An 18,119-nucleotide genomic window follows, 5' to 3' on the forward strand; every position below is an offset into this window, starting at 1 on the left:
GGAGCGGGGGCGTCGTCGTACGCGCGGTCGGGGGAGCGGGCCGTCGCACGTGCTCTCTCTTGCCCCCGCCGGGCTCGGGCCCCGCGGCCCCGGCGCCGTGCCGGGCTCGGCGGTCTGGGGCCGGGTCAGAGCCAGCCCTTGTCGCGGGCCGTGCGGACCGCCTCCGCGCGGTTGCGCACCGCCAGCTTCTGGATGGCCGTCGACAGGTAGTTGCGTACCGTGCCCTGCGAGAGGTGCAGCTCGCGGGCCAGTTCCGCGTTGGTCGCCCCGTCCGCCGCCGCGGCCAGCACCTCGCACTCCCGGTCCGTCAGCGGGTTCGCGCCCTCGGCCAGCGCCGCCGCCGCGAGAGTGGGGTCGATCACCCGTTCTCCCGCGAGCACCGCCCTTACCGCCTCGGCCAGTTGGGACGCCGGCGCGTCCTTCACGAGGAACGCCACCGCGCCCGCCTCCATCGCCCGGCGCAGATAGCCCGGCCTGCCGAACGTCGTCAGCACCACCACCCGCACCGACGGCAGCGCGGCCGTCAGCTCCGCCGCCGCCTCGATGCCCGTCATCCCCGGCATCTCGATGTCCAGCAGCGCCACGTCCACCGCGTGCTCCCGGGCCGCCGCCACCACTTCGTCGCCCCGGGCGGCCTGGGCCACCACCTCCATGTCGGGTTCCAGGCCGAGCAGCGCGGCGAGTGCCTCGCGGACCATGGACTGGTCCTCGGCGAGGAGGACCCGGATCTGCGCGCTCATGCCCCGGATACTGTCAGACATGCTGGTCCGGCGGGGCCAGCGGGACGCGCATCGTCAGCGTCAGCCCCGAGCGGGACGACCGCAGTTCCAGCGTCCCGCCGGCCTTGCCGAGCCGCTCGCCGAGGCCCGTCAGGCCGTTCCCCCTCGGCGCCGTGCCGATGCCCCTGCCGTCGTCCTCCACGCTGAGCTGGAGGAACAGCCCGTCCAGCGTCTGCCGCGGCGCCAGGGTGACGGCGCAGGTGCGGGCCCCGCTGTGCCGTACGACGTTGGTGACGGCCTCCCGCAGCGACCAGGCGAGCGCCTCCTCCGACTCCGGTCCGAGCGTGCCCGGCAGGTCCACCGGCGCCTCGGCGGGCAGCCGCGTCGCGATGCCGGCGACCGCCAGCGTCGTGCGCGCGCCGGCCAGTTCACCGGGGAGCGTCAGCCTGCGATAGCCGCTGACCGCCTCCCGTACGTCCGTCAGGGCCTGCCTGCTCACCCGTTCGATGTCGGCGACCTGCTCGGCCGCCAGGCCGGGCTCGCCCGGCAGCATCCGGCCCGCCAGTTCACTCTTGAGCGTGATCAGGGACAGTGAGTGGCCGAGCAGGTCGTGCAGGTCGCGGGCCATCCGCAGGCGCTCCTCGTTCGCGGCGAGCGTGGCGACCGTCGTACGCGCCTGGCGCAGTTCGGTCATCGTGCGCACGAGCTGGCTCACGCCCACCATGGCGAAGCCGCCGAGCAGCGCCGGCAGGACCAGCGCCACCACGAAACCGATGTCGTCACCCGTCAGCGTCCCGACCAGCAGCATGGAGCCCACGGCCACCGGGATCGCGACCGCCGTCTGGCGCAGGGGCAGCGCGGCGCCCGCCGACACCGCCACGTACACGAACAGCACCAGCCACGGCGAGCCCATGGTCGGCGCCAGGCACAGCGCGAGCACGAACGCCCCGCCCAGCAGCACCCGCACCGCGCGCTGACCGAGGGGCCTGCCCATCCGGCGGAAGACCACCGTGAGATACAGTGCGACGAACCCCGCCAGTCCGGACGAACCCAGGACGATGGCCCACCAGCTGTGGCCGCCGTCGCCGAGGTCGGCCACCGGCGCCCCGAGGTAGGCGAGCCAGATGCCCGTCCACGCCAGCTTGACCAGCGCCTGGCGGCGGCTCTCCGGCGGCCGTCCGATCGGCACGTCGAGGCCGCCGCCCGGCGTCAGGCTGCCCGAGGGCCGCTGGTCGCTCACGCCTTCCTGGTGTCCTTCCGGTACAGCCACGCGGCGCCCGCCGCGAACACGAGGAAGTAGCCGATGATGATGGCCACGTCCTTCCCGTGCGGCGCGCCGCCCAGCTCGATGGCCTGCCCGAGGCCCGCGTAGGCGTGGGTGGGCAGCCACTCCGTGATGTTCTGGAGCCACTGAGGATAGTTCGTGGTCGGCAGCCACAGCCCGCCGAGGATCGACAGGCCGAAGTAGATGATCATCGTGATGGGCCGTACGGCGTCACCCGTGGCGAGGTATCCGATGGCCACACCGAGCGCCGCGAAGCAGAGGCTGCCCGCCCAGATCACGCCCGTGAGCGCGAGCCACTGCCACACCTCCAGGTGGATGTGCTTGATGGCGGCGGCCAGCAGGAACACGATGATGATCGACGGCAGGCTCACCACGGCCGCGCTCGCGATCTTCGCGAGGACGTAGCCGCGGCCCGGCAGCGCGGTCAGGCGCAGTTGCCGCACCCAGCCGCTCTCCCGCTCCTTGGCGATGCGCTCGCTGTTGCCCATCAGCACCGCCGTCAGGGCCCCGAAGGACGCCATGGCGACCATGTAGAACGCGCCGAGTGTGAGCCCGCCCGTACCGGAGATCGTGGTGTTGTCCTGCGGTCCCGCGATCACCAGGAAGAGGCCCGCCGGATAGACGACCGAGAAGAACATGAACTTCTTGTTGCGCAGGGTGCGGGTGATCTCCAGCTTGATCAGCGCACCGTAGGAGAGCTTCGGCATCATGCGGTCCTGGCCTCCTCGGCCTCGGTGATGGCCACGAACGCCTGCTCGAGGCCGAGTCCGGCGACCTCCAGATTGCGCGGGTACAGCCCCAGGCCGTACAGCGCGTGCACCGTCGCGTCCGCGTCGTGCGACTGCATCCGCACCGTCGTGCCGGACACGGAGAAGGCGCTGAGGAAGGGCAGCCCGCGCAGCGTCGGCTCGTCGATGGCTCCGTCCAGGTCGAACGCGATGCGCCGGGCGCCCGCCTTCGCCTTGATCTCGGCCGCCGTGCCGTCCGCGAGGAGCCTGCCCTTGTGCAGGACGAGGACCCGGTCGGCGATCGCGTCGGCCTCCTCCAGGTAGTGCGTCGCGAACAGGACCGTGCGGCCCTGATCGGCCTGCTCCCGCATCGTGGACCAGAACGCCTGGCGCGCCGTGACGTCCATGCCGGTGGTCGGCTCGTCCAGCACGATCAGGTCGTTGGCCCCGGCCGTCGCGAGCGCGAAGCGGACGCGCTGCTCCTGCCCGCCGGAGAGCTTGCCGACCATGCGGTCGGCGATCGGGGCGATGCCCGCCCGGTCCATCACCTCGTCCACCGGGAGCGGCTTCGGGTGCAGGTCGCAGGCGAGCGTCACGATCTCGCGGACCTTCACACCCTCCATCAGGCCGCCGCTCTGGAGCATCGCGCCGACGTGGCCCCGCGCGATGGCGCCCTGGGGAGTGGTCCCGAACACCGTCACACTGCCGGTGTCGGGGACCCGCAGCCCGAGCAGCAGGTCGAGCGTGGAGGACTTGCCGGCGCCGTTGGGCCCGAGCAGCGCCACCGTCTCTCCGGGGTGCAGATCGAGGGTGAGGCCGTCCACGGCGCGGACCGCGCCGTAGGCCTTCGACACATGGGCGAAGGTGACCACCGCGGTGGTCGCGGAAGCTGTCGTCTTCATGGCTTCCATCCTGGCCGCCGCGCCGAGCGTCCGGCAGTGCGGGGTGTGGTGGGGGGGGGGGGGGGGGGGGGGGGGGGGGGGGGGGGGGGGGCCGGGCGCGGGGGGGGGGGGGGGCGGGGCGGCCCCGGGGGGGGGCGGCTGGCGGGGCCGGGTGTCGTTCGCGCGCCCCCCCCCCCCCCCCCCCCCCGCGGCCGCCCGGGGGCCGTCGGCGCCCCCCCCCCCCCCCCGGCGCCCCCCCCCGGGGCCCCATGACACGCGGCGGCGGCAGCGGCGGCGCCGAAGCAGTCCCGTGTCCACGTGGGTCGCGGGTGCCCCCTCAGTCGGTGGGCCCCGTGAGGTGATGAGCCCCGTCGGCCGGGGGAGCCCGTCGGCCGGGGGAGCCCGTCGGCCGGGGGAGCCCCTCAGCCGGTGGGTCCCGTCAGCCGGTGGGCCCTGTCGGCCGGTGAGTCCCGTCAGCCGGGGGAGCCCCTCAGCCGGTGGGTCGGGTCAGCCGGTGGGCCCTGTCGGCCGGTGAACCCGCTCAGCCGGTGGGCCCCGTGAGCTGATGAGCCCCGTCGGCCGGTGGGTCCCGTCAGCCGGGGGAGCCCCCTCAGTCGGTGGGCCCCGTGAGCTGATGAGCCCCGTCAGCCGGTGGGTCTCGTCAGCCCGGGGAGCCCGTCAGCCGGTGAGCCCCGTCGTCTTCTCGCCGATCTCCCGCACCCGCTCGTCCGGGGTCTTGCCGCGCAGCGCCACCCGCAGCTGGTCCGCGACGTCCTGCGGTGTGACCGCCGTGCTGGAGCCGTCGGCGCGCTTGACCTGCACCCCGTCGAACGCGGAACCGTATGCGGACTTCAGCGCCTTCAGGTCGTAGGAGTCCACCAGCTTCCCGTCGACCGCCTTCATCGAGAGGATCTTCGGCAGCGACACCTGGCCGAACTGGATCGACGCGCCGGTGGACGCCTTGATGGTGACGAGCCCGGACATCGCGGGCTTCGCGAACTCCTTCATCGCCCGGTCGATCTCGGCCCCGCTGATGGTCGGCTGCTGCTCCACCGTCGGCACGCTCACCGCGACCGCCCGGCCCGTCTCCACCTGGTTGCGGTAGGCGTCCCGTACGGCCTGCTTGGCGCGCGCCACGTCGAGCCCCGTGCCGGCCCGGCCGGGCACGGCGACGGGCGTGCCCGTGCTGAACGTGATGGTGCCCTCGCGCGCGGACCCGAGGGACTGCGCCATCCCGGTGAGCGCGGACGTCAGCTTCTCGTCGTCCACCGGCATCACCGGGTCGACGGGCCGTGCCCTGCCGAACAGGGAACCGACCACGTCGACCGGGTTGTAGTCAGGACCCGACGCGGCCTCGACCGTCGCCTGGTCGTCCAGGGTCAGGCCGGCGTTCTCGGGCAGGAGGGACTGGCTCTTGCCGCCCACGGTCAGCTTCAGCGGCATCGCGGCGGTCTTGCCGAGGTGCTTCTCCAGCGTGTCCACGGCGCCGTCCTTCGTGCTGCCGCCGATGTCGACGCCGAGCACGGTGGTGCCCTTCGGCACGTCCGCGTGGTTCATCACCAGGCCCGCGCCGTACAGGCCGCCGCCCACCACGAGCACCGCCACCACCGCGAGGACCAGCTTGGAACGGCCCTTCTTCTTCGCGGTGGGCTTGGCAGGGGCGGGCTTGGCCGCGGGCGCCGCCGCGGCGGGCGCCACCGGTGCGTCCCCCGGGCCCGCGCCGGGACCGCCGGGGTCCTGGCCGGGCGCGCCGGGCGTGCCCTGGCCGTCGAGACGGGGCGTCAGGTCGGGGCGGCGCCCGCCTCCGCCGGGGAACGGCGCCGTGCGGCCCTCGGCCGACGTGGCGGGGACCCCGCTGGAGAGCGTCGAGCCCGACACATGGCCGTCAGGAGCCGCACCCGGAGCGCCCTGAGCGCCGGGCTCCGGGACGAACTGCTGGGGCGTCAGGATGGCGGTGTCGTCCGACAGGCGCGGCGGCCCGCCCGCGCCCGGCGCGCCGCCCTGCGCGGGCGCCCCGTCCCGGTCCGTGCCCGGCCCCTGCGCGCCGACCCCTGGCGTACCGTACGGCGGCGTGTGGCCGGGGCCCGCGGGCACCGGCCCGCCGTGGCCCGCGCCGTCGGCCGCGCCCAGGACGGAACTGCCCGTGGCGGGGCCCGTCGTCGGACCGTTCGGCTGCTCGCCGGGGCCCGGCACCGGAGCCACGCCGTAGGGCGGGACCCCCGGGCCGCCCGGCCGCTCGGCGTCGTCGCGGTACCCCTCCGCCTGGTACGGGTCCTGGTAGGCCGTGTCGGAGTACGCGGTGTCGGAATAGTCGGAATAGGGGGACGTGCCCGCGCCGGTGCCACCGGCGCCGGGGGCCGCCCCGGCGTCCGGCGCGCCCGCGCCGCTGCCCGGCGTACCCGCGCCGCCCTGCGTGCCGTCGCCCGAGGTGGCCGCGGCGCCCGCGCCCATCGCGCCGCCCGCCGCCATCGGCTTGCGGGGCGCGAACCAGTCGCTGGTCTTCTTCTCCGGCTGCGGCGCCGGTTCCCCCGCGGGCTCCTGCCGGTTCTGCGCCGGCATGGCCGGCGTGCCGGGCGCCGGCGTGGAGCCCGTACGCTCACCGCCGCCGTCGGACGCGTCGTCCCGGGCGGCCGCCGCGGTGCCCCGGCCGTCCGCCGCCTCGCCGCCGTCCGCCACCGGCGTCCGCACGACGACCGGCGGGATCGGCCGCGAACCGGGGATGTTGATCCGGATGCGCGTCGTCAGCGTGGTCTCGGTTCTGGGCTCGCCCTTGCGCGCCGCACCGGACTCCTCGCCGGCGTCCTGCTGAAGCCCCGGCGCCTGGCGCGATCCGTACGGCGCGTCCCCCGACGGGTACGGCGAACCTCCGCGCCCCTGGGGCCCGGAGGGCGAACTGTCAGTTTCACGACTCAAAGCAGGTTCTCCCGGTTGGCTCCGCCGCCCGTTCTTACTTACTGATACGCGTGTTCAGGTCCCCGTGCCGAAAGCCGGGGTACGGTCCGGAGCGCGCACCACCATACTGGGCCTGGCGGACATGTACCCGACGACCGTGTGAAGCCGTCCGTCCCGCAGGGTGTTCCGCGGGTCAAACCCCCACGGTCCGGACAAGCTCACCGGCTGCGCGGTCCCGGCCTCGCGAGGGGTGCGGAGGAGCGCCCCGCCAGGCCCGCGGCGCGTGGGACGGTGGCGCAGATCACAGCGATCACCATGCCTCCGAGCAGGTAGACGAGCGGTCCGAGGCCGGCGGCGAACGCGCCGTCACCCTCGGGGCGGCCCATGCTCAGCACCACGACGGACACCAGCCACCCCACGACCGCGGCGGCGAGCCCCAACTGGCTGCGGGTGGCGCGCTGTCCGCCGAGGAAGACCGCGGCCGTCGCGACCAGGGCGAGCAGCAGCCCGCCGGGGAAGAGGCCGCCCTGCACGAGGGCGCCCGCGACGCCGACCGCCGCCCCGAGCACCAGCAGCCCGACGCAGGCGGCGACGAGGCCGGGCCCGGGCCGCTTCGCCGGTCCACCGCCCGTTCCCGAGTACGAACCGCTCACGCCCGCGCCTCCCTTGTCTCCGCGACGGCCCCCGCCGCCTCCGTGACGACCCCCGCGAACAGGTCGTCCTCCCGCTCGCCGGGCGGCGCCCCCGCCTCGCCGCGCACCAGTTCGTAGTACTCCGTCGTGAACAGCGGCTGGCCCAGGTCGTTGGAGAGCGCGAAGAACGGACCGTCCACCGCGATCTGCGTGGCGTGCGCCCGCATCGCGGCCGTCTTGCGCGCGGCGAACGCGGAACCGTCGATCGCGGCCGTGACCGACGCGTCGTCCACCACGCCGGGGAGGTCCTCGACACGCGCCACGCCGGGGAAGGCCACACCGCTCGCGCGGAGCCGGGCGAAGCCCTCCTCGGCCGCCTCGCGGGGCACCCGGTTCCAGTACACCTTGGCGATCGTGTGCGCGGGGCCGAGGTCGGGGCGGTACGCCGCGTCGGCGGCGAGCGCCGCCGCCCGCATGGCCACCCGGTGGGCCTGGATGTGGTCGGGGTGCCCGTACCCGCCGTTGTCGTCGTACGTGACGAGGACCTGCGGACGGACGGAGCGCACGATCTCCACCAGGTACGGCGCCGCCGCGTCGACCTCCGTGTGCCAGAACGCGCCCTCCCGCTCGTTCTGCGGGAGGCCCATCATCCCGGAGTCGCGGAACCGGCCGGGCCCGCCGAGGAAGCGGTGGTCGCTGACGCCGAGCGCCTTCATGGCCGCGGCCAGCTCGCCGATCCGGTGCGCGCCGAGGGTGTCGTCCCGGTCGGCCGCGAGGTGCGCGAGGTCCGGCGGGATGACCTCGCCCTCCTCGCCGAGGGTGCAGGTCACCAGCGTCACGCCGGCGCCCTCGGCCGCGTACCTGGCCATGGTGGCGCCGTTGTTGATCGTTTCGTCGTCGGGGTGCGCGTGGACGAGCAGCAGCCGGCGGTCGGACGGATCGGTCATGGCCCCAGCCTACGAGGCCCCGCCGACAGCGCGTCCCGCCCGTCCCCGGGGCCGGTCCCCGAAGGGCGGGGCCGGGCCCGCCGTCAGAACTTGATGTTGCCGATCATGCCCGCCACGCTCGACGTCAGAGAGGTGATCGTCGGGGCGATCGAGGAACTCGCGAGGAAGAAGCCCGCGAGCGCGCAGACGATGGCGTGCCCGGCCTTCAGTCCCGACTTGCGGATCATCATGATGACGATGACCACGAGCAGCACCGCCAGTGAGATCGAGAGCACCACGGTGATTCACCTCCACAGGGCGTTTGGGCAAGAGGTCTGGGGACAGACGTCGTCAGGAGAGAACGGCGGGGGCGGCGGCGAAACAGCCGCGGCGGGGCAACGGCGGGGCCCGGGTCCGGGACACGGGGAACGCACGCCGGAGCACGGGCTGTACGGGGCGGCACGGACAAAGTGGTCGGCAGGTCGGCGCATCGGAGGAGCGGTAGTCCGCGGGTCGGGAGCGGCGGCTCGGCGGGTCGGCCGGTGGAGCGGCCTGCGGGCAGTGGTCGGCGGGCGGTTGGCAGGGGCCGGGGGAACGTCCGGGCAGCATGTGCCCGGCGGGTGGTTCATACCCACCAGCCGCTATGGATCATAACTATCCGCTCCCACGCATCGATCGGAGCACGGCAGCACAACGGGGGCGCACGGCCGTTAGATTCGGGTGCATGACCTTGAAGGATCAGCTTTCGTTTCCGCGGCAGCACGCGAAGACCCAGAGGTTCACACTCGGTGCCCCCCGTGCCTTCACCGTCTCGCCGGACGGGGCACGCGTGGTCTTCCTGCGGTCCTCGTCCGGCACCGATCGGGTGAACCGGCTCTGGGTGGTGGACCTCACGGCCGAGGACGGCCCCAAGGAGCGCATCGCCGCCGACCCCCTCTCCCTGCTCGGCGGCGCGCCCGAGCAGCTGTCCGCGCAGGAGCGGGCCCGGCGGGAGCGGGCGCGCGAGAGCTCGGGCGGCGTCGTCGGCTACGCGGTCGACGGCGCCGTCGAGACGGCCGTCTTCACGCTCTCCGGACGCCTGTTCACCGCGTCCCTGACCGATCCGGTCGTACGGGAGCTGGACGCGCCGGGACCCGTCATCGACCCCAGGCTCTCGCCCGACGGCCGCCACGTCGCGTACGTGACCCGCGGCGCGCTGCGCGTGGCCGGGGCGGACGGGACCGGCGACCGGGAGCTCGCGGCCCCCGAGAAGGACGAAGTGGCCTACGGGGTGGCCGAGTTCGTCGCGGCCGAGGAGATGGGCCGTACGCGCGGCTTCTGGTGGTCGCCCGAGTCGGACCGGCTGCTCGTCGCCCGCGTCGACACCGCGAAGGTCCGCAGGTGGTGGATCTCCGACCCGGCGCACCCGGACAAGCCGCCGGCCTCCGTGTCCTATCCGGCGGCGGGCACGCCCAACGCCGACGTGACGCTGTTCCTCACGGACCTCGCGGGCGCGCGCACCGAGGTCGGCTGGGACCGGGCGCGCTTCCCGTATCTCGCGCGCGTGCACTGGTCGGCGGCCGGGGCGCCGCTGCTGCTGGTCCAGTCGAGGGACCAGCGGCGCACGCAGTGCCTGACCGTCAACACGGTGACGGGGGAGACCCGCGTCGTGCACCAGGACGAGGACCCGCGCTGGCTCGACCTGCACCACGGTGTCCCGGTCTGGGCGCCGGACGGGCGGCTCGTACGGATCGCGGACGAGGGCGGCGCGCGCGTCCTCGTGGTGGGGGACCGGGCCCTGACGGGTCCCCGGCTGCACGTGCGGGAGGTGCTCGGCGTCGAGGTGCGGGACATCCTGGTCTCCGCGTCGGCGGGCCCGGAGGCCGAGGACCCCGAGACGGGCGAGGTGCACGTCTACCGCGTCAACGAACTCGGCGTCCAGCGCGTCTCGGAGGGCCCGGGACTGCACACGGCGGTACGCGGCGGCGACACCACCGTCCTGCGCTCGGCGGGTCCCGATCCGAGCGGCCCGGCCGTCACCGTGCTGCGCGAGGGCAGGCCGCCCGTCGCCATCGTCTCGTACGCCGAGGAGCCGGTCCTCACCGCGCGCTTCCGGCTCACGGAGGCGGGCGAGCGGCGCGTCCCGAGCGCCGTACTGCTGCCGAGCGGCTACCAGGAGTCGGACGGCAGGCTGCCGGTCCTCGTCGACCCCTACGCCTTCCCGCACATGCAGCGCGCGGTCAACTCGCACCACGCGCACCTGACGTCCCAGTGGTTCGCCGACCAGGGGTTCGCGGTCGTCGTCGCCGACGGCCGGGGCACGCCGGGCCGTGACCCCGAGTGGGAGAAGTCCATCAAGGACGAGATGGCGGCCGTCATCCTTGAGGACCAGGTGGACGCGCTGACCGCGCTGGCCGCCGACTTCCCGCTCGACCTCGGCAGGGTGGGCATCCGCGGCTGGTCGGGCGGCGGCTTCCTGGCCGCGCTCGCCGTGCTGCGCAGGCCCGACGTCTTCCACGCGGCGGTCGTCGGCGCGCCCGTCACCGACCTGCGCCTGTACGACACGCACTACCAGGAGCGCTACCTCGGGGACCCGGCCGAGAACCCCGAGGTGTACGCCCGCAACTCGCTGATCACCGACGCGGGCCTGTCGCAGCCGGCGGAGACCGTCAGGCCGATGATGATCATCCACGGGCTCGCGGACGACAACGTCGTGGTGGCGCACTCGCTGCGGCTGTCCACCGCGCTGCTCGAGGCGGGCCGGCCGCACGAGGTGCTGCCGCTGACCGGCGCCACGCACATGACGCCGCAGGAGCAGATCGCGGAGAACCTGCTGCTGCTCCAGCTCGACTTCCTCAAGCGGTCACTCGGGCTGTCCTGACGCCCCGTCGCCCCCGTCGCCCGTCGGCACGATCTGCTTCTCCTCCGCGAAGTGGCAGGCCGACGGGTGCGCGGCGGGCCCGCCCTCCTCACGGAACCAGGGCGGCACGGCGAGCGGCGGCTCCTCAACGGCGCAGATCTCCTGGGCCTTCCAGCAGCGCGTGCGGAAGTGGCAGCCCGAGGGCGGGTTCGCCGGGGACGGCACGTCGCCCTGGAGCAGGATGCGCTCCCGGTGCTCGCGCCCCGTCGGGTCGGGCAGCGGCACGGCGGACAGCAGCGCCTGCGTGTACGGGTGCGTCGGATGGTCGTAGATCTCGGTCTCCGAACCGGTCTCGACGATCTTGCCGAGGTACATCACCGCGATCCGGTCCGAGATGTGCCGCACGATCGAGAGGTCGTGCGCGATGAAGACATAGCTCAGGTCGAACTCGCTCTGGAGCCGGTCCATCAGATTGATGACCTGCGCCTGCACCGACACGTCGAGCGCGGACACCGGCTCGTCCGCGACGATCACCTCGGGCCGGAGCGCCAGCCCGCGCGCGATGCCGATCCGCTGGCGCTGGCCGCCGGAGAACTGGTGCGGATAGCGGTTGATGTACTCGGGGTTGAGCCCCACCACGTCCAGCAGGTCCTGCACCCTGCGGCGCCTGCTGCCCTTGGGCGCGGCCTCCGGGTGGATCTCGTACGGCTCGCCGATGATGTCGCCGACCGTCATGCGCGGGTTCAGCGAGGTGTACGGGTCCTGGAACACCATCTGGATGTTGCGCCGTACGGCCTTCATCGCCCTGCCGGACAGCCTGGTGACGTCCTCGCCCTTGAAGGTGATCCGGCCGCTGGTCGGCTCCTCCAGGTGCACGAGCATCTTCGCGACGGTCGACTTGCCGCAGCCGGACTCGCCCACGATGCCGAGCGTCTCGCCGGCCGCGAGCCCGAAGGAGACGCCGTCGACGGCCTTCACCGCGCCGACCTGCCGCCGGAAGAGGACGCCCTGGGTCAGCGGGTAGTGCTTGACGAGGTCGCGCACCTCCAGCACGGTCGCCGCGTCCCGGCGGGCCTCAGTTGTCGACGTCATCGAGCGTCTCCCTCCAGAAGTGGCAGGCGCTGCGCCGCACCCCGCTCACCTCGTACAGCGGTGGCTCGTCCGTGGTGCACACGTCCCGCGCGCGCGGACAGCGCGGGTTGAAGGCGCAACCGGGCGGGATGTTCAGCAGGCTCGGCGGCAGGCCCTTGATCGCGTAGAGGTCCTGACCCTTCTGGTCGAGCCGGGGGATCGAGTCGAGCAGGCCGCGCGTGTACGGGTGGGCCGGCGCCTTGTAGATGTCGTGCACGGGCGCCGTCTCCACGATGCGGCCCGCGTACATCACGGCGATCTTGTCGGCGACGTCCGCGACCACACCGAGGTCGTGGGTGATCAGGATGAGCCCCATGTTGAGCTCCCGCTGGAGCTCCGCGAGCAGGTCCATCACCTGCGCCTGCACGGTGACGTCCAGGGCCGTCGTCGGCTCGTCCGCGATGATCAGCGACGGTTCGAGGGCCAGCGCCATCGCGATCATGATGCGCTGGCGCATGCCGCCGGAGAACTGGTGCGGGTACTGCCCCACGCGCTCCGCGGCGGCGGGGATACGGACCCGGTCCATCAGCTCGACGGCCTTCGCCCGCGCGTCCTTGCGGGACATCCCCCGGTGCACCACGAACATCTCGCCCAGCTGCTGTCCCACCGTGAGCACCGGGTTGAGCGACGACAGCGCGTCCTGGAAGATCATCGCCATCTCGGCGCCGCGCACCTTGCGCCGCTGGTCCTCCTTCAGCTTCAGCAGGTCGCGGCCCTGGAAGAGGACCTCGCCGCCGGAGATCCGGCCGGGCGGCACGTCGAGGATGCCCATGATCGCCTGCGCGGTGACGGACTTGCCGGAACCGGACTCGCCGAGCACGGCGAGCGTCTCGCCCGCGTCCACCGAGTAGCTGACGCCGTTGACGGCCTTGGCGACGCCTTCGCGGGTGTGGAACTCCACGTGCAGGTCGCGCACTTCGAGCAGCATGGCGGGCTCCTCAGCGCAGTTTGGGGTCGAGGGCGTCGCGCACCGCGTCGCCCAGCATGATGAACGCGAGCACCGTGATCGCCAGTGCGCCCGCCGGATACAGGAGCATGTGCGGCGCGTTGCGGATGTACGGCGACGCCGCCGAGATGTCGATGCCCCACGAGACGGTGGGCGGCTTCAGGCCGACACCGAGGAAGGAGAGCGTCGCCTCCAGCGAGATGTACGTACCGAGCGCGATGGTCGCGACGACGATCACCGGCGCGACGGCGTTCGGCATGATGTGCCGCAGCAGCATCCGCGAGTTGGACGCGCCGAGCGCGCGCGCCGCCTGCACGAAGTCGTTCTGCTTGACGGTGATGACCGAGCCGCGCGCGATACGGGAGATCTGCGGCCAGCCCAGCAGGACGATGAAGCCGATCACCGGCCAGACCGTCGTGTTGGTGATCACCGACAGCAGCACCAGGCCGCCGAGCACGACCGGGATGCCGAAGAAGATGTCGGTGATCCGGGACAGGACCGCGTCGCCCCAGCCGCCGTAGAAGCCGGCCAGCCCGCCGAGGACCGAGCCGAGGATCGCCACCCCGAGCGTGGCCAGCACACCGACCGTGACCGAGGCGCGCGCCCCGTACACCGTCCGCGTGTAGACGTCGCAGCCCTGGCCGTTGAAGCCGAACGGATGGCCGGGCGCCGGCCCGTCCTGCGCCTTCGCGAGGTCGCAGGACAGCGGGTTGCCCGAGGCGATCGCCTGCGGCCAGATCGAGATGAAGACCAGGAACAGGATCACCAGCGCCGAGATGATGAAGACCGGGTTGCGGCGCAGGTCGCGCCATGCGTCCGACCACAGGCTGCGCGCCTCGCCCGAGGCGCCGCCGCCCTCCGGCGCGCCGGGGCTGACGCCGGGGCCCTCGCCCTCGGTCGCGATGTCCATCGCACCGCCGCCGCCGGTGGGCGCGATGGCACCGTCGCCCGCGTTCCTCGGGAGTTCTTCAGGCATACCTGATCCTCGGGTCGAGAACGGCGTACAAGAGGTCGACCAGCAGGTTGGCGACCAGGAAGACCAGCACGAGCACGGTCACGAAGCCGACCACGGTCTGCGAGTTCTGGCGCAGGATGCCCTGGTAGAGCTGGAAGCCGACGCCGTGGATGTTGAAGATCCGCTCCGTGACGATCGCCCCGCCCATCAGGCCGCCGATGTCCGTGCCGATGAAGGTGACGACCGGGATCAGCGAGTTGCGCAGCAGGTGGCGCACGATCACCCGGTGGCGCGGCAGGCCCTTGGCGGTCGCGGTGCGCACGTAGTCGGAGCGCCGGTTCTCCGCGATGGAGGTACGGGTGAGCCGGGTGACGTACGCGAGCGAGACGGACGCGAGCACCAGACCCGGCATGATCAGCTCGTCGAACGGGGCCGCGGGGGAGACCGACGGCTGGATGAGGTTCCACTTCACGCCGAACAGCAGCTGGACGATCAGGCCGGTGACGAAGGTCGGTACGGAGATCACCACGAGCGTGAGCAGCAGCACCGTCGTGTCGGTCGGGCTGCCCCTGCGCAGACCGGTCACCACACCGAGCGCGATACCGATGATGATCTCGAAGATGATCGCGATGATCGTCAGCCGGATGGTGACGGGGAACGCGTCGCCCATCAGCTCGATGACCGGCTGCCCGTTGAACGCCGTCCCGAAGTTCCCCTCGAAGACATGGCCCATGTAGGTCAGGTACTGCTGCCACAGCGGCTTGTCGAGGCCGAACTCGCTGCGCAGCTGGGCGGCCGTCGCGGGGTCGCACGCCTTGTCGCCGCACAGGCCCTGGATGGGGTCGCCCATGACGTTGACCATCAGGAAGATCAGCAGCGTCGCGCCGATGAACACGGGGATCATCTGGAGCAGCCGCCGGATCACATAGCGTCCCATGCCGGCCTCCGCGGGTCGTTCGAGCCTTCGGGGTGCGGGCGCGAGAACGCGTACACGGCTTCGCGGGTACGCGCACGCGGACCGGGTACCGGCCGTCCCGCCGCCCCCACTGCGGGGGGCCCGGCACGGAAACCCGCGCCGGGCCGGGGGTGACGAGGCGTCGTCACTTGACCTTGATGTCGCCGTAGACCGGGACGCTGAACGGGTTCAGCTCGACGTTCGAGACACGGTCGGAGTAGCCGGCGCTGCCGTTCTGGTACCAGAGCGGGATGGCGGCCATCTGGTCCCGTACGACGCCCTCGGCCTGCTGGAACAGCTTCACGGCCTTCGCCCTGTCGGTCTCCGCGTTGGCCTGGTTGACCAGCTTGTCGAACTGCGGGCTGGAGAACTTGCCGTCGTTCGACGAGGCGTCCGTGTAGTACAGCGGCTGGAGGAAGTCCTGGATCAGCGGGTAGTCCATCTGCCAGCCGGCCCGGAAGGGACCGGTCATCTTGTGCTGCGTGATCTGGCTGCGGAAGTCGGCGAACGTGCCGACGGGCGCTCCGACGCACGCCTTGTCGTTGTGCAGCACGTTGTTGATGCTGTTGCAGGTGGCGTCCACCCACTCCTTGTGCGAGCCGGTGTCCGCGTTGTACGTGATCGTCATCCGGCCGCCGGGGATGCCGCCGCCCTCCTTGATGAGCTTGCGGGCCTCGGCCGGGTTGTACTGGCAGGACTTGCCGCACAGCCCGCTCTGGTAGCCGCCCGCGGCGCCGAGCACCGGGGACGTCCAGTCGGTGGCGGGGGTGCGGGTGTTGTTGAAGATCGTCTTGGTGATCTGCGCGCGGTTGATGGCCATCGAGAGGCCGGTGCGCAGCTTCGCCGCGTTCTTGTTGTTCCACCGCTTGTCGTAGAACGGGAAGGCGAGCGTCTGGATGATGCCGGCCGGGGTGTTGATGTACCGGCCGCCGAGGTCCGACTTCACGTTCTTCAGCTGGGCCGCGGGGATGTCGTCCACCAGGTCCAGGTTCCCGGCCGTCAGGTCGGTGTAGGCGGTGTTGTTGTCGGTGTAGACCTTGAGGTCGACGCCGCCGTTCTTCGCCTTGTCGGGACCCGGGTACTTCTTCCAGGTCCGCAGCTGCATCTCCGAGCCCTTGGTGTACTTGCTGATCGTGTACGGGCCGTTGCCGACGGGCTTGGCGAGCCACTTGGCGTGGTCGGAGAAGAACATGCTGGGCAGCGGCGCGAACGCGGCGTAGCCGAGGGTGTCGGGCCAGGTCGAGAACTTCTGCGAGAGGCGGACCGTGAAGGTCTGCGGACCGGTGATCTTCAGCCCCGACATCGTCTTCGCCTTGGGCTGCCCCGTCGTGGGGTGCACCTGGTCATAGCCGTCGATGTACTGGAAGAAGGACGAGTTGACCTGGTTGTTCTTCAGGTAGGCGCCGTAGTTCCAGGCGTCCACGAACGACTTCGCCGTGACCTTCTCGCCGTTGGAGAACGTCCAGCCCTTCTTCACCGTCACGGTGAAGTTCCGCGAGTCCTTGGTGGTGATCGACTGGGCCAGCCAGTTCTCCGCCTTGGCCGTCTTCGGGTCGTACCGCTTCAGGCCACGGAAGATCATGTCGAGGACCTTGCCGCCCTGGACCTCGTTGGTGTTGGCCGGCTCCAGCGGGTTCTGCGGGTCGCCCCAGGAGGCGCTCACGGTCCCGTTCGCGCCGCCGCCACCACTGCCGCCGCTGCTGCTTCCCCCGCCGCAGGCCGTTGCCGTGAGGGCGACGGCGACCGCGCCGGCGGCCCACTTGGCGTGTGTGGCTCCTCGCATGGAGTGCCTCCTCTTCAGGCCCAAGATCTCTTGGACCCAAATACACCCCATATGCTTGTAAGCCGCATTTTCTCGGCCGCTGTTCGCGCCGTCCCGCGCGCCGGATACGCCCGAATGCAGGAACACCGGGAGGCCCGGAGACGGGTACGGGCGTCACTCCGTCAGATACGGCTGCCGGGTGTGGCGCCCGCGCATGCGGCCGCCCGCGCGTGGCGCACCGCTGGGTACGTTCGCGGGCGCGGGAGGGCTCCGCCTCCCCGCGCCGGGCGTATCCGCCGCTACGGCCGGACCCGGGCGTCCGGGTCCGGCAGAAGTCCGGCCGCCTGGGCGCGCAGTACCGTCTCCAGCCGGTCCCGCGTGCCGAACTTCCGGTAGATGTTCTCCACGTGCTTGTGCACCGTGCGCACCGAGATCCGCAGCTGCCTGCCGATGGTGTGCGCGGGCAGCGCCTGCGCGAGTAGCGCGAGCACCGTCCGCTCACGCGCCGTCAGCCGGTGCGCGTCCGCGCCCACCGGGACGGCGGGCGGCGCCGTGCAGCGCCGCAGCAGCGACGCGTGCCGGTCGAGGCCGCACAGCAGCGGCTGCACCCGGGCCAGGTACGCGCGCTCGTGTCCCGTGCCGCCCCTGCCGGTGCAGTGCACCAGCAGGCCGCGCACCGGACCGGGGGACCCGTCGTCCAGCCGCAGCCCGATCACGTCCTGCGTGCCGAACAGCGCCCGGGTCACCTCGTAGGTCTCGCTGTCGCGCCACACGCCGTCCCCCGCCACGCCGCTGGCGACCAGGGGCGGGCCCGCGGGGATCACCCGCCCCTCGCCGACGAACGGGTAGCCGGCCCGGATGCAGGCCAGCTGCTCGGCCGTCGGCTGCCGGGGGACCGGCCAGGCGAGGACCCGGCCGGAGGCCGCCGTCCACTCGTCGTTCTTGCACAGCACGGCCGTCCCGGGCAGCGCGGTCATGATCTCGCCGGTCACCCGGGTCCAGAACAGATCGGGGTCGTCGCCGGTCAGTACCTCGGCGGCCAGGTCGAGCAGCCGGGCGTCGTCGCGTGCCGAGAGCGGATCGCCCATAGGTCCCGTCTTCCCCGTATCTCCCCGGCCCCGGGCCCGGTCGGTCTCCGTTCCGGCCGCTGTGCCCGGTCTCCGTTTCCGGCTCTCGCGTCTCTTCCGCTGCCCGGTCTCCGTTTCCGGTGGTCGCGTCGTGCTCCGCTTCCGCGCCGGAACCCTCCCCGCCGGTGCGCCGCGTCCGACGGCGGCCGATACGCAATTCTACGAATGGACCAGGGATCGGGAGCGCAGGACCCTGGGACGACCGGAACGCGCGGGGGGCCTTCCGGGCTCGGCGCGGGGGGGGGGGGGGGGGCCCCCCCCGGGGGGGGGGCGCGGGGGCGGGGGGGGGGGCGCGCCCGGCGGGCGCCCCGCCGGGGGGGGGGGCCCGCCGCCCGGGGGGG

The 18,119-nt window shown here is 72.8% G+C and carries 15 protein-coding genes; 1 reads left to right on the forward strand and 14 read right to left on the reverse strand.

Annotated features, from left to right (window positions below):
* Window positions 1-125 precede the first annotated feature (125 nt).
* From LCE31_RS04510 to LCE31_RS04545, 8 genes are all read right to left on the reverse strand, one after another.
* Window positions 126-740, reverse strand: a complete 615-nt coding sequence (locus tag LCE31_RS04510) for a response regulator transcription factor (RefSeq protein ID WP_225012645.1) — start codon at window positions 738-740, stop codon at window positions 126-128.
* Window positions 741-753: 13 nt separating this feature from the next.
* On the reverse strand, window positions 754-1,959 hold the full coding sequence (locus tag LCE31_RS04515; protein WP_225012646.1) for a sensor histidine kinase: 1,206 nt from the start codon (window positions 1,957-1,959) through the stop codon (window positions 754-756).
* Window positions 1,956-2,711, reverse strand: a complete 756-nt coding sequence (locus LCE31_RS04520) for an ABC transporter permease (RefSeq protein WP_225012678.1) — start codon at window positions 2,709-2,711, stop codon at window positions 1,956-1,958. The genes LCE31_RS04515 and LCE31_RS04520 overlap by 4 nt, the downstream gene beginning before the upstream one ends.
* On the reverse strand, window positions 2,711-3,634 hold the full coding sequence (locus LCE31_RS04525) for an ABC transporter ATP-binding protein (protein ID WP_225012647.1): 924 nt from the start codon (window positions 3,632-3,634) through the stop codon (window positions 2,711-2,713). Before LCE31_RS04525 ends, LCE31_RS04520 begins: the two co-directional genes overlap by 1 nt.
* Before the next feature lie 657 nt (window positions 3,635-4,291).
* Window positions 4,292-6,526 carry a hypothetical protein gene (locus tag LCE31_RS04530; RefSeq protein WP_225012648.1) on the reverse strand — a complete coding sequence of 745 codons (2,235 nt, stop codon included), beginning with the start codon at window positions 6,524-6,526 and terminating at the stop codon, window positions 4,292-4,294.
* 197 nt (window positions 6,527-6,723) lie between these two features.
* Window positions 6,724-7,158: a DUF6113 family protein gene (locus LCE31_RS04535; protein ID WP_225012649.1), complete on the reverse strand. Its 435-nt coding sequence runs from the start codon at window positions 7,156-7,158 to the stop codon at window positions 6,724-6,726.
* Window positions 7,155-8,084 carry an N-acetyl-1-D-myo-inositol-2-amino-2-deoxy-alpha-D-glucopyranoside deacetylase gene (gene mshB, locus LCE31_RS04540; RefSeq protein ID WP_225012650.1) on the reverse strand — a complete coding sequence of 310 codons (930 nt, stop codon included), beginning with the start codon at window positions 8,082-8,084 and terminating at the stop codon, window positions 7,155-7,157. The genes LCE31_RS04535 and mshB overlap by 4 nt, the downstream gene beginning before the upstream one ends.
* A gap of 83 nt (window positions 8,085-8,167) precedes the next feature.
* Window positions 8,168-8,362, reverse strand: a complete 195-nt coding sequence (locus LCE31_RS04545) for a hypothetical protein (protein ID WP_225012651.1) — start codon at window positions 8,360-8,362, stop codon at window positions 8,168-8,170.
* Between the two features lie 425 nt (window positions 8,363-8,787).
* Here LCE31_RS04545 and LCE31_RS04550 point away from each other — a divergent pair, with 425 nt between their 5' ends.
* Entirely contained in the window at window positions 8,788-10,923 is a 2,136-nt protein-coding gene (locus LCE31_RS04550) for a S9 family peptidase (RefSeq protein WP_225012652.1), read from the forward strand.
* On the opposite strand, the gene LCE31_RS04555 is transcribed toward LCE31_RS04550, so the two are convergent.
* The 6 genes from LCE31_RS04555 to LCE31_RS04580 all read right to left on the reverse strand — a co-directional run bounded on the left by LCE31_RS04555 (window position 10,906) and on the right by LCE31_RS04580 (window position 17,739).
* Window positions 10,906-11,994 (reverse strand): ABC transporter ATP-binding protein, encoded by a 1,089-nt coding sequence (locus tag LCE31_RS04555; RefSeq protein WP_225012653.1) that lies wholly within the window; start codon window positions 11,992-11,994, stop codon window positions 10,906-10,908. The genes LCE31_RS04550 and LCE31_RS04555 overlap by 18 nt on opposite strands.
* The gene (locus tag LCE31_RS04560) at window positions 11,978-12,961 is read right to left on the reverse strand and encodes an ABC transporter ATP-binding protein (protein WP_225012654.1); all 984 of its coding nucleotides are present in this window, start codon (window positions 12,959-12,961) and stop codon (window positions 11,978-11,980) included. The genes LCE31_RS04555 and LCE31_RS04560 overlap by 17 nt, the downstream gene beginning before the upstream one ends.
* Before the next feature lie 10 nt (window positions 12,962-12,971).
* The gene (locus LCE31_RS04565) at window positions 12,972-13,955 is read right to left on the reverse strand and encodes an ABC transporter permease (protein ID WP_225012655.1); all 984 of its coding nucleotides are present in this window, start codon (window positions 13,953-13,955) and stop codon (window positions 12,972-12,974) included.
* Window positions 13,948-14,871: an ABC transporter permease gene (locus tag LCE31_RS04570; protein WP_225012656.1), complete on the reverse strand. Its 924-nt coding sequence runs from the start codon at window positions 14,869-14,871 to the stop codon at window positions 13,948-13,950. The genes LCE31_RS04565 and LCE31_RS04570 overlap by 8 nt, the downstream gene beginning before the upstream one ends.
* A 163-nt stretch (window positions 14,872-15,034) precedes the next feature.
* Entirely contained in the window at window positions 15,035-16,672 is a 1,638-nt protein-coding gene (locus LCE31_RS04575; protein WP_225012657.1) for a peptide ABC transporter substrate-binding protein, read from the reverse strand.
* A 278-nt stretch (window positions 16,673-16,950) separates the two neighbouring features.
* Window positions 16,951-17,739, reverse strand: coding sequence for a helix-turn-helix transcriptional regulator (locus tag LCE31_RS04580; protein ID WP_225012658.1), 789 nt, complete (start codon window positions 17,737-17,739; stop codon window positions 16,951-16,953).
* Window positions 17,740-18,119 lie beyond the last annotated feature (380 nt).

This window comes from Streptomyces sp. 8L (assembly GCF_020176795.1).
In the GTDB taxonomy this organism is placed as follows: Bacteria; Actinomycetota; Actinomycetes; order Streptomycetales; family Streptomycetaceae; genus Streptomyces.

What these genes read in the sequence shown, in the direction of transcription:
- LCE31_RS04510 (WP_225012645.1), bottom strand. Translation starts at nt 740, where the DNA reads ATGAGCGCGCAGATCCGGGTCCTCCTCGCCGAGGACCAGTCCATGGTC.
- LCE31_RS04520 (WP_225012678.1), bottom strand. Translation starts at nt 2,711, where the DNA reads ATGCCGAAGCTCTCCTACGGTGCGCTGATCAAGCTGGAGATCACCCGC.
- LCE31_RS04525 (WP_225012647.1), bottom strand. Translation starts at nt 3,634, where the DNA reads ATGAAGACGACAGCTTCCGCGACCACCGCGGTGGTCACCTTCGCCCAT.
- mshB (WP_225012650.1), bottom strand. Translation starts at nt 8,084, where the DNA reads ATGACCGATCCGTCCGACCGCCGGCTGCTGCTCGTCCACGCGCACCCC.
- LCE31_RS04550 (WP_225012652.1), top strand. Translation starts at nt 8,788, where the DNA reads ATGACCTTGAAGGATCAGCTTTCGTTTCCGCGGCAGCACGCGAAGACC.
- LCE31_RS04555 (WP_225012653.1), bottom strand. Translation starts at nt 11,994, where the DNA reads ATGACGTCGACAACTGAGGCCCGCCGGGACGCGGCGACCGTGCTGGAG.
- LCE31_RS04560 (WP_225012654.1), bottom strand. Translation starts at nt 12,961, where the DNA reads ATGCTGCTCGAAGTGCGCGACCTGCACGTGGAGTTCCACACCCGCGAA.
- LCE31_RS04565 (WP_225012655.1), bottom strand. Translation starts at nt 13,955, where the DNA reads ATGCCTGAAGAACTCCCGAGGAACGCGGGCGACGGTGCCATCGCGCCC.
- LCE31_RS04570 (WP_225012656.1), bottom strand. Translation starts at nt 14,871, where the DNA reads ATGGGACGCTATGTGATCCGGCGGCTGCTCCAGATGATCCCCGTGTTC.
- LCE31_RS04575 (WP_225012657.1), bottom strand. Translation starts at nt 16,672, where the DNA reads ATGCGAGGAGCCACACACGCCAAGTGGGCCGCCGGCGCGGTCGCCGTC.
- LCE31_RS04580 (WP_225012658.1), bottom strand. Translation starts at nt 17,739, where the DNA reads ATGGGCGATCCGCTCTCGGCACGCGACGACGCCCGGCTGCTCGACCTG.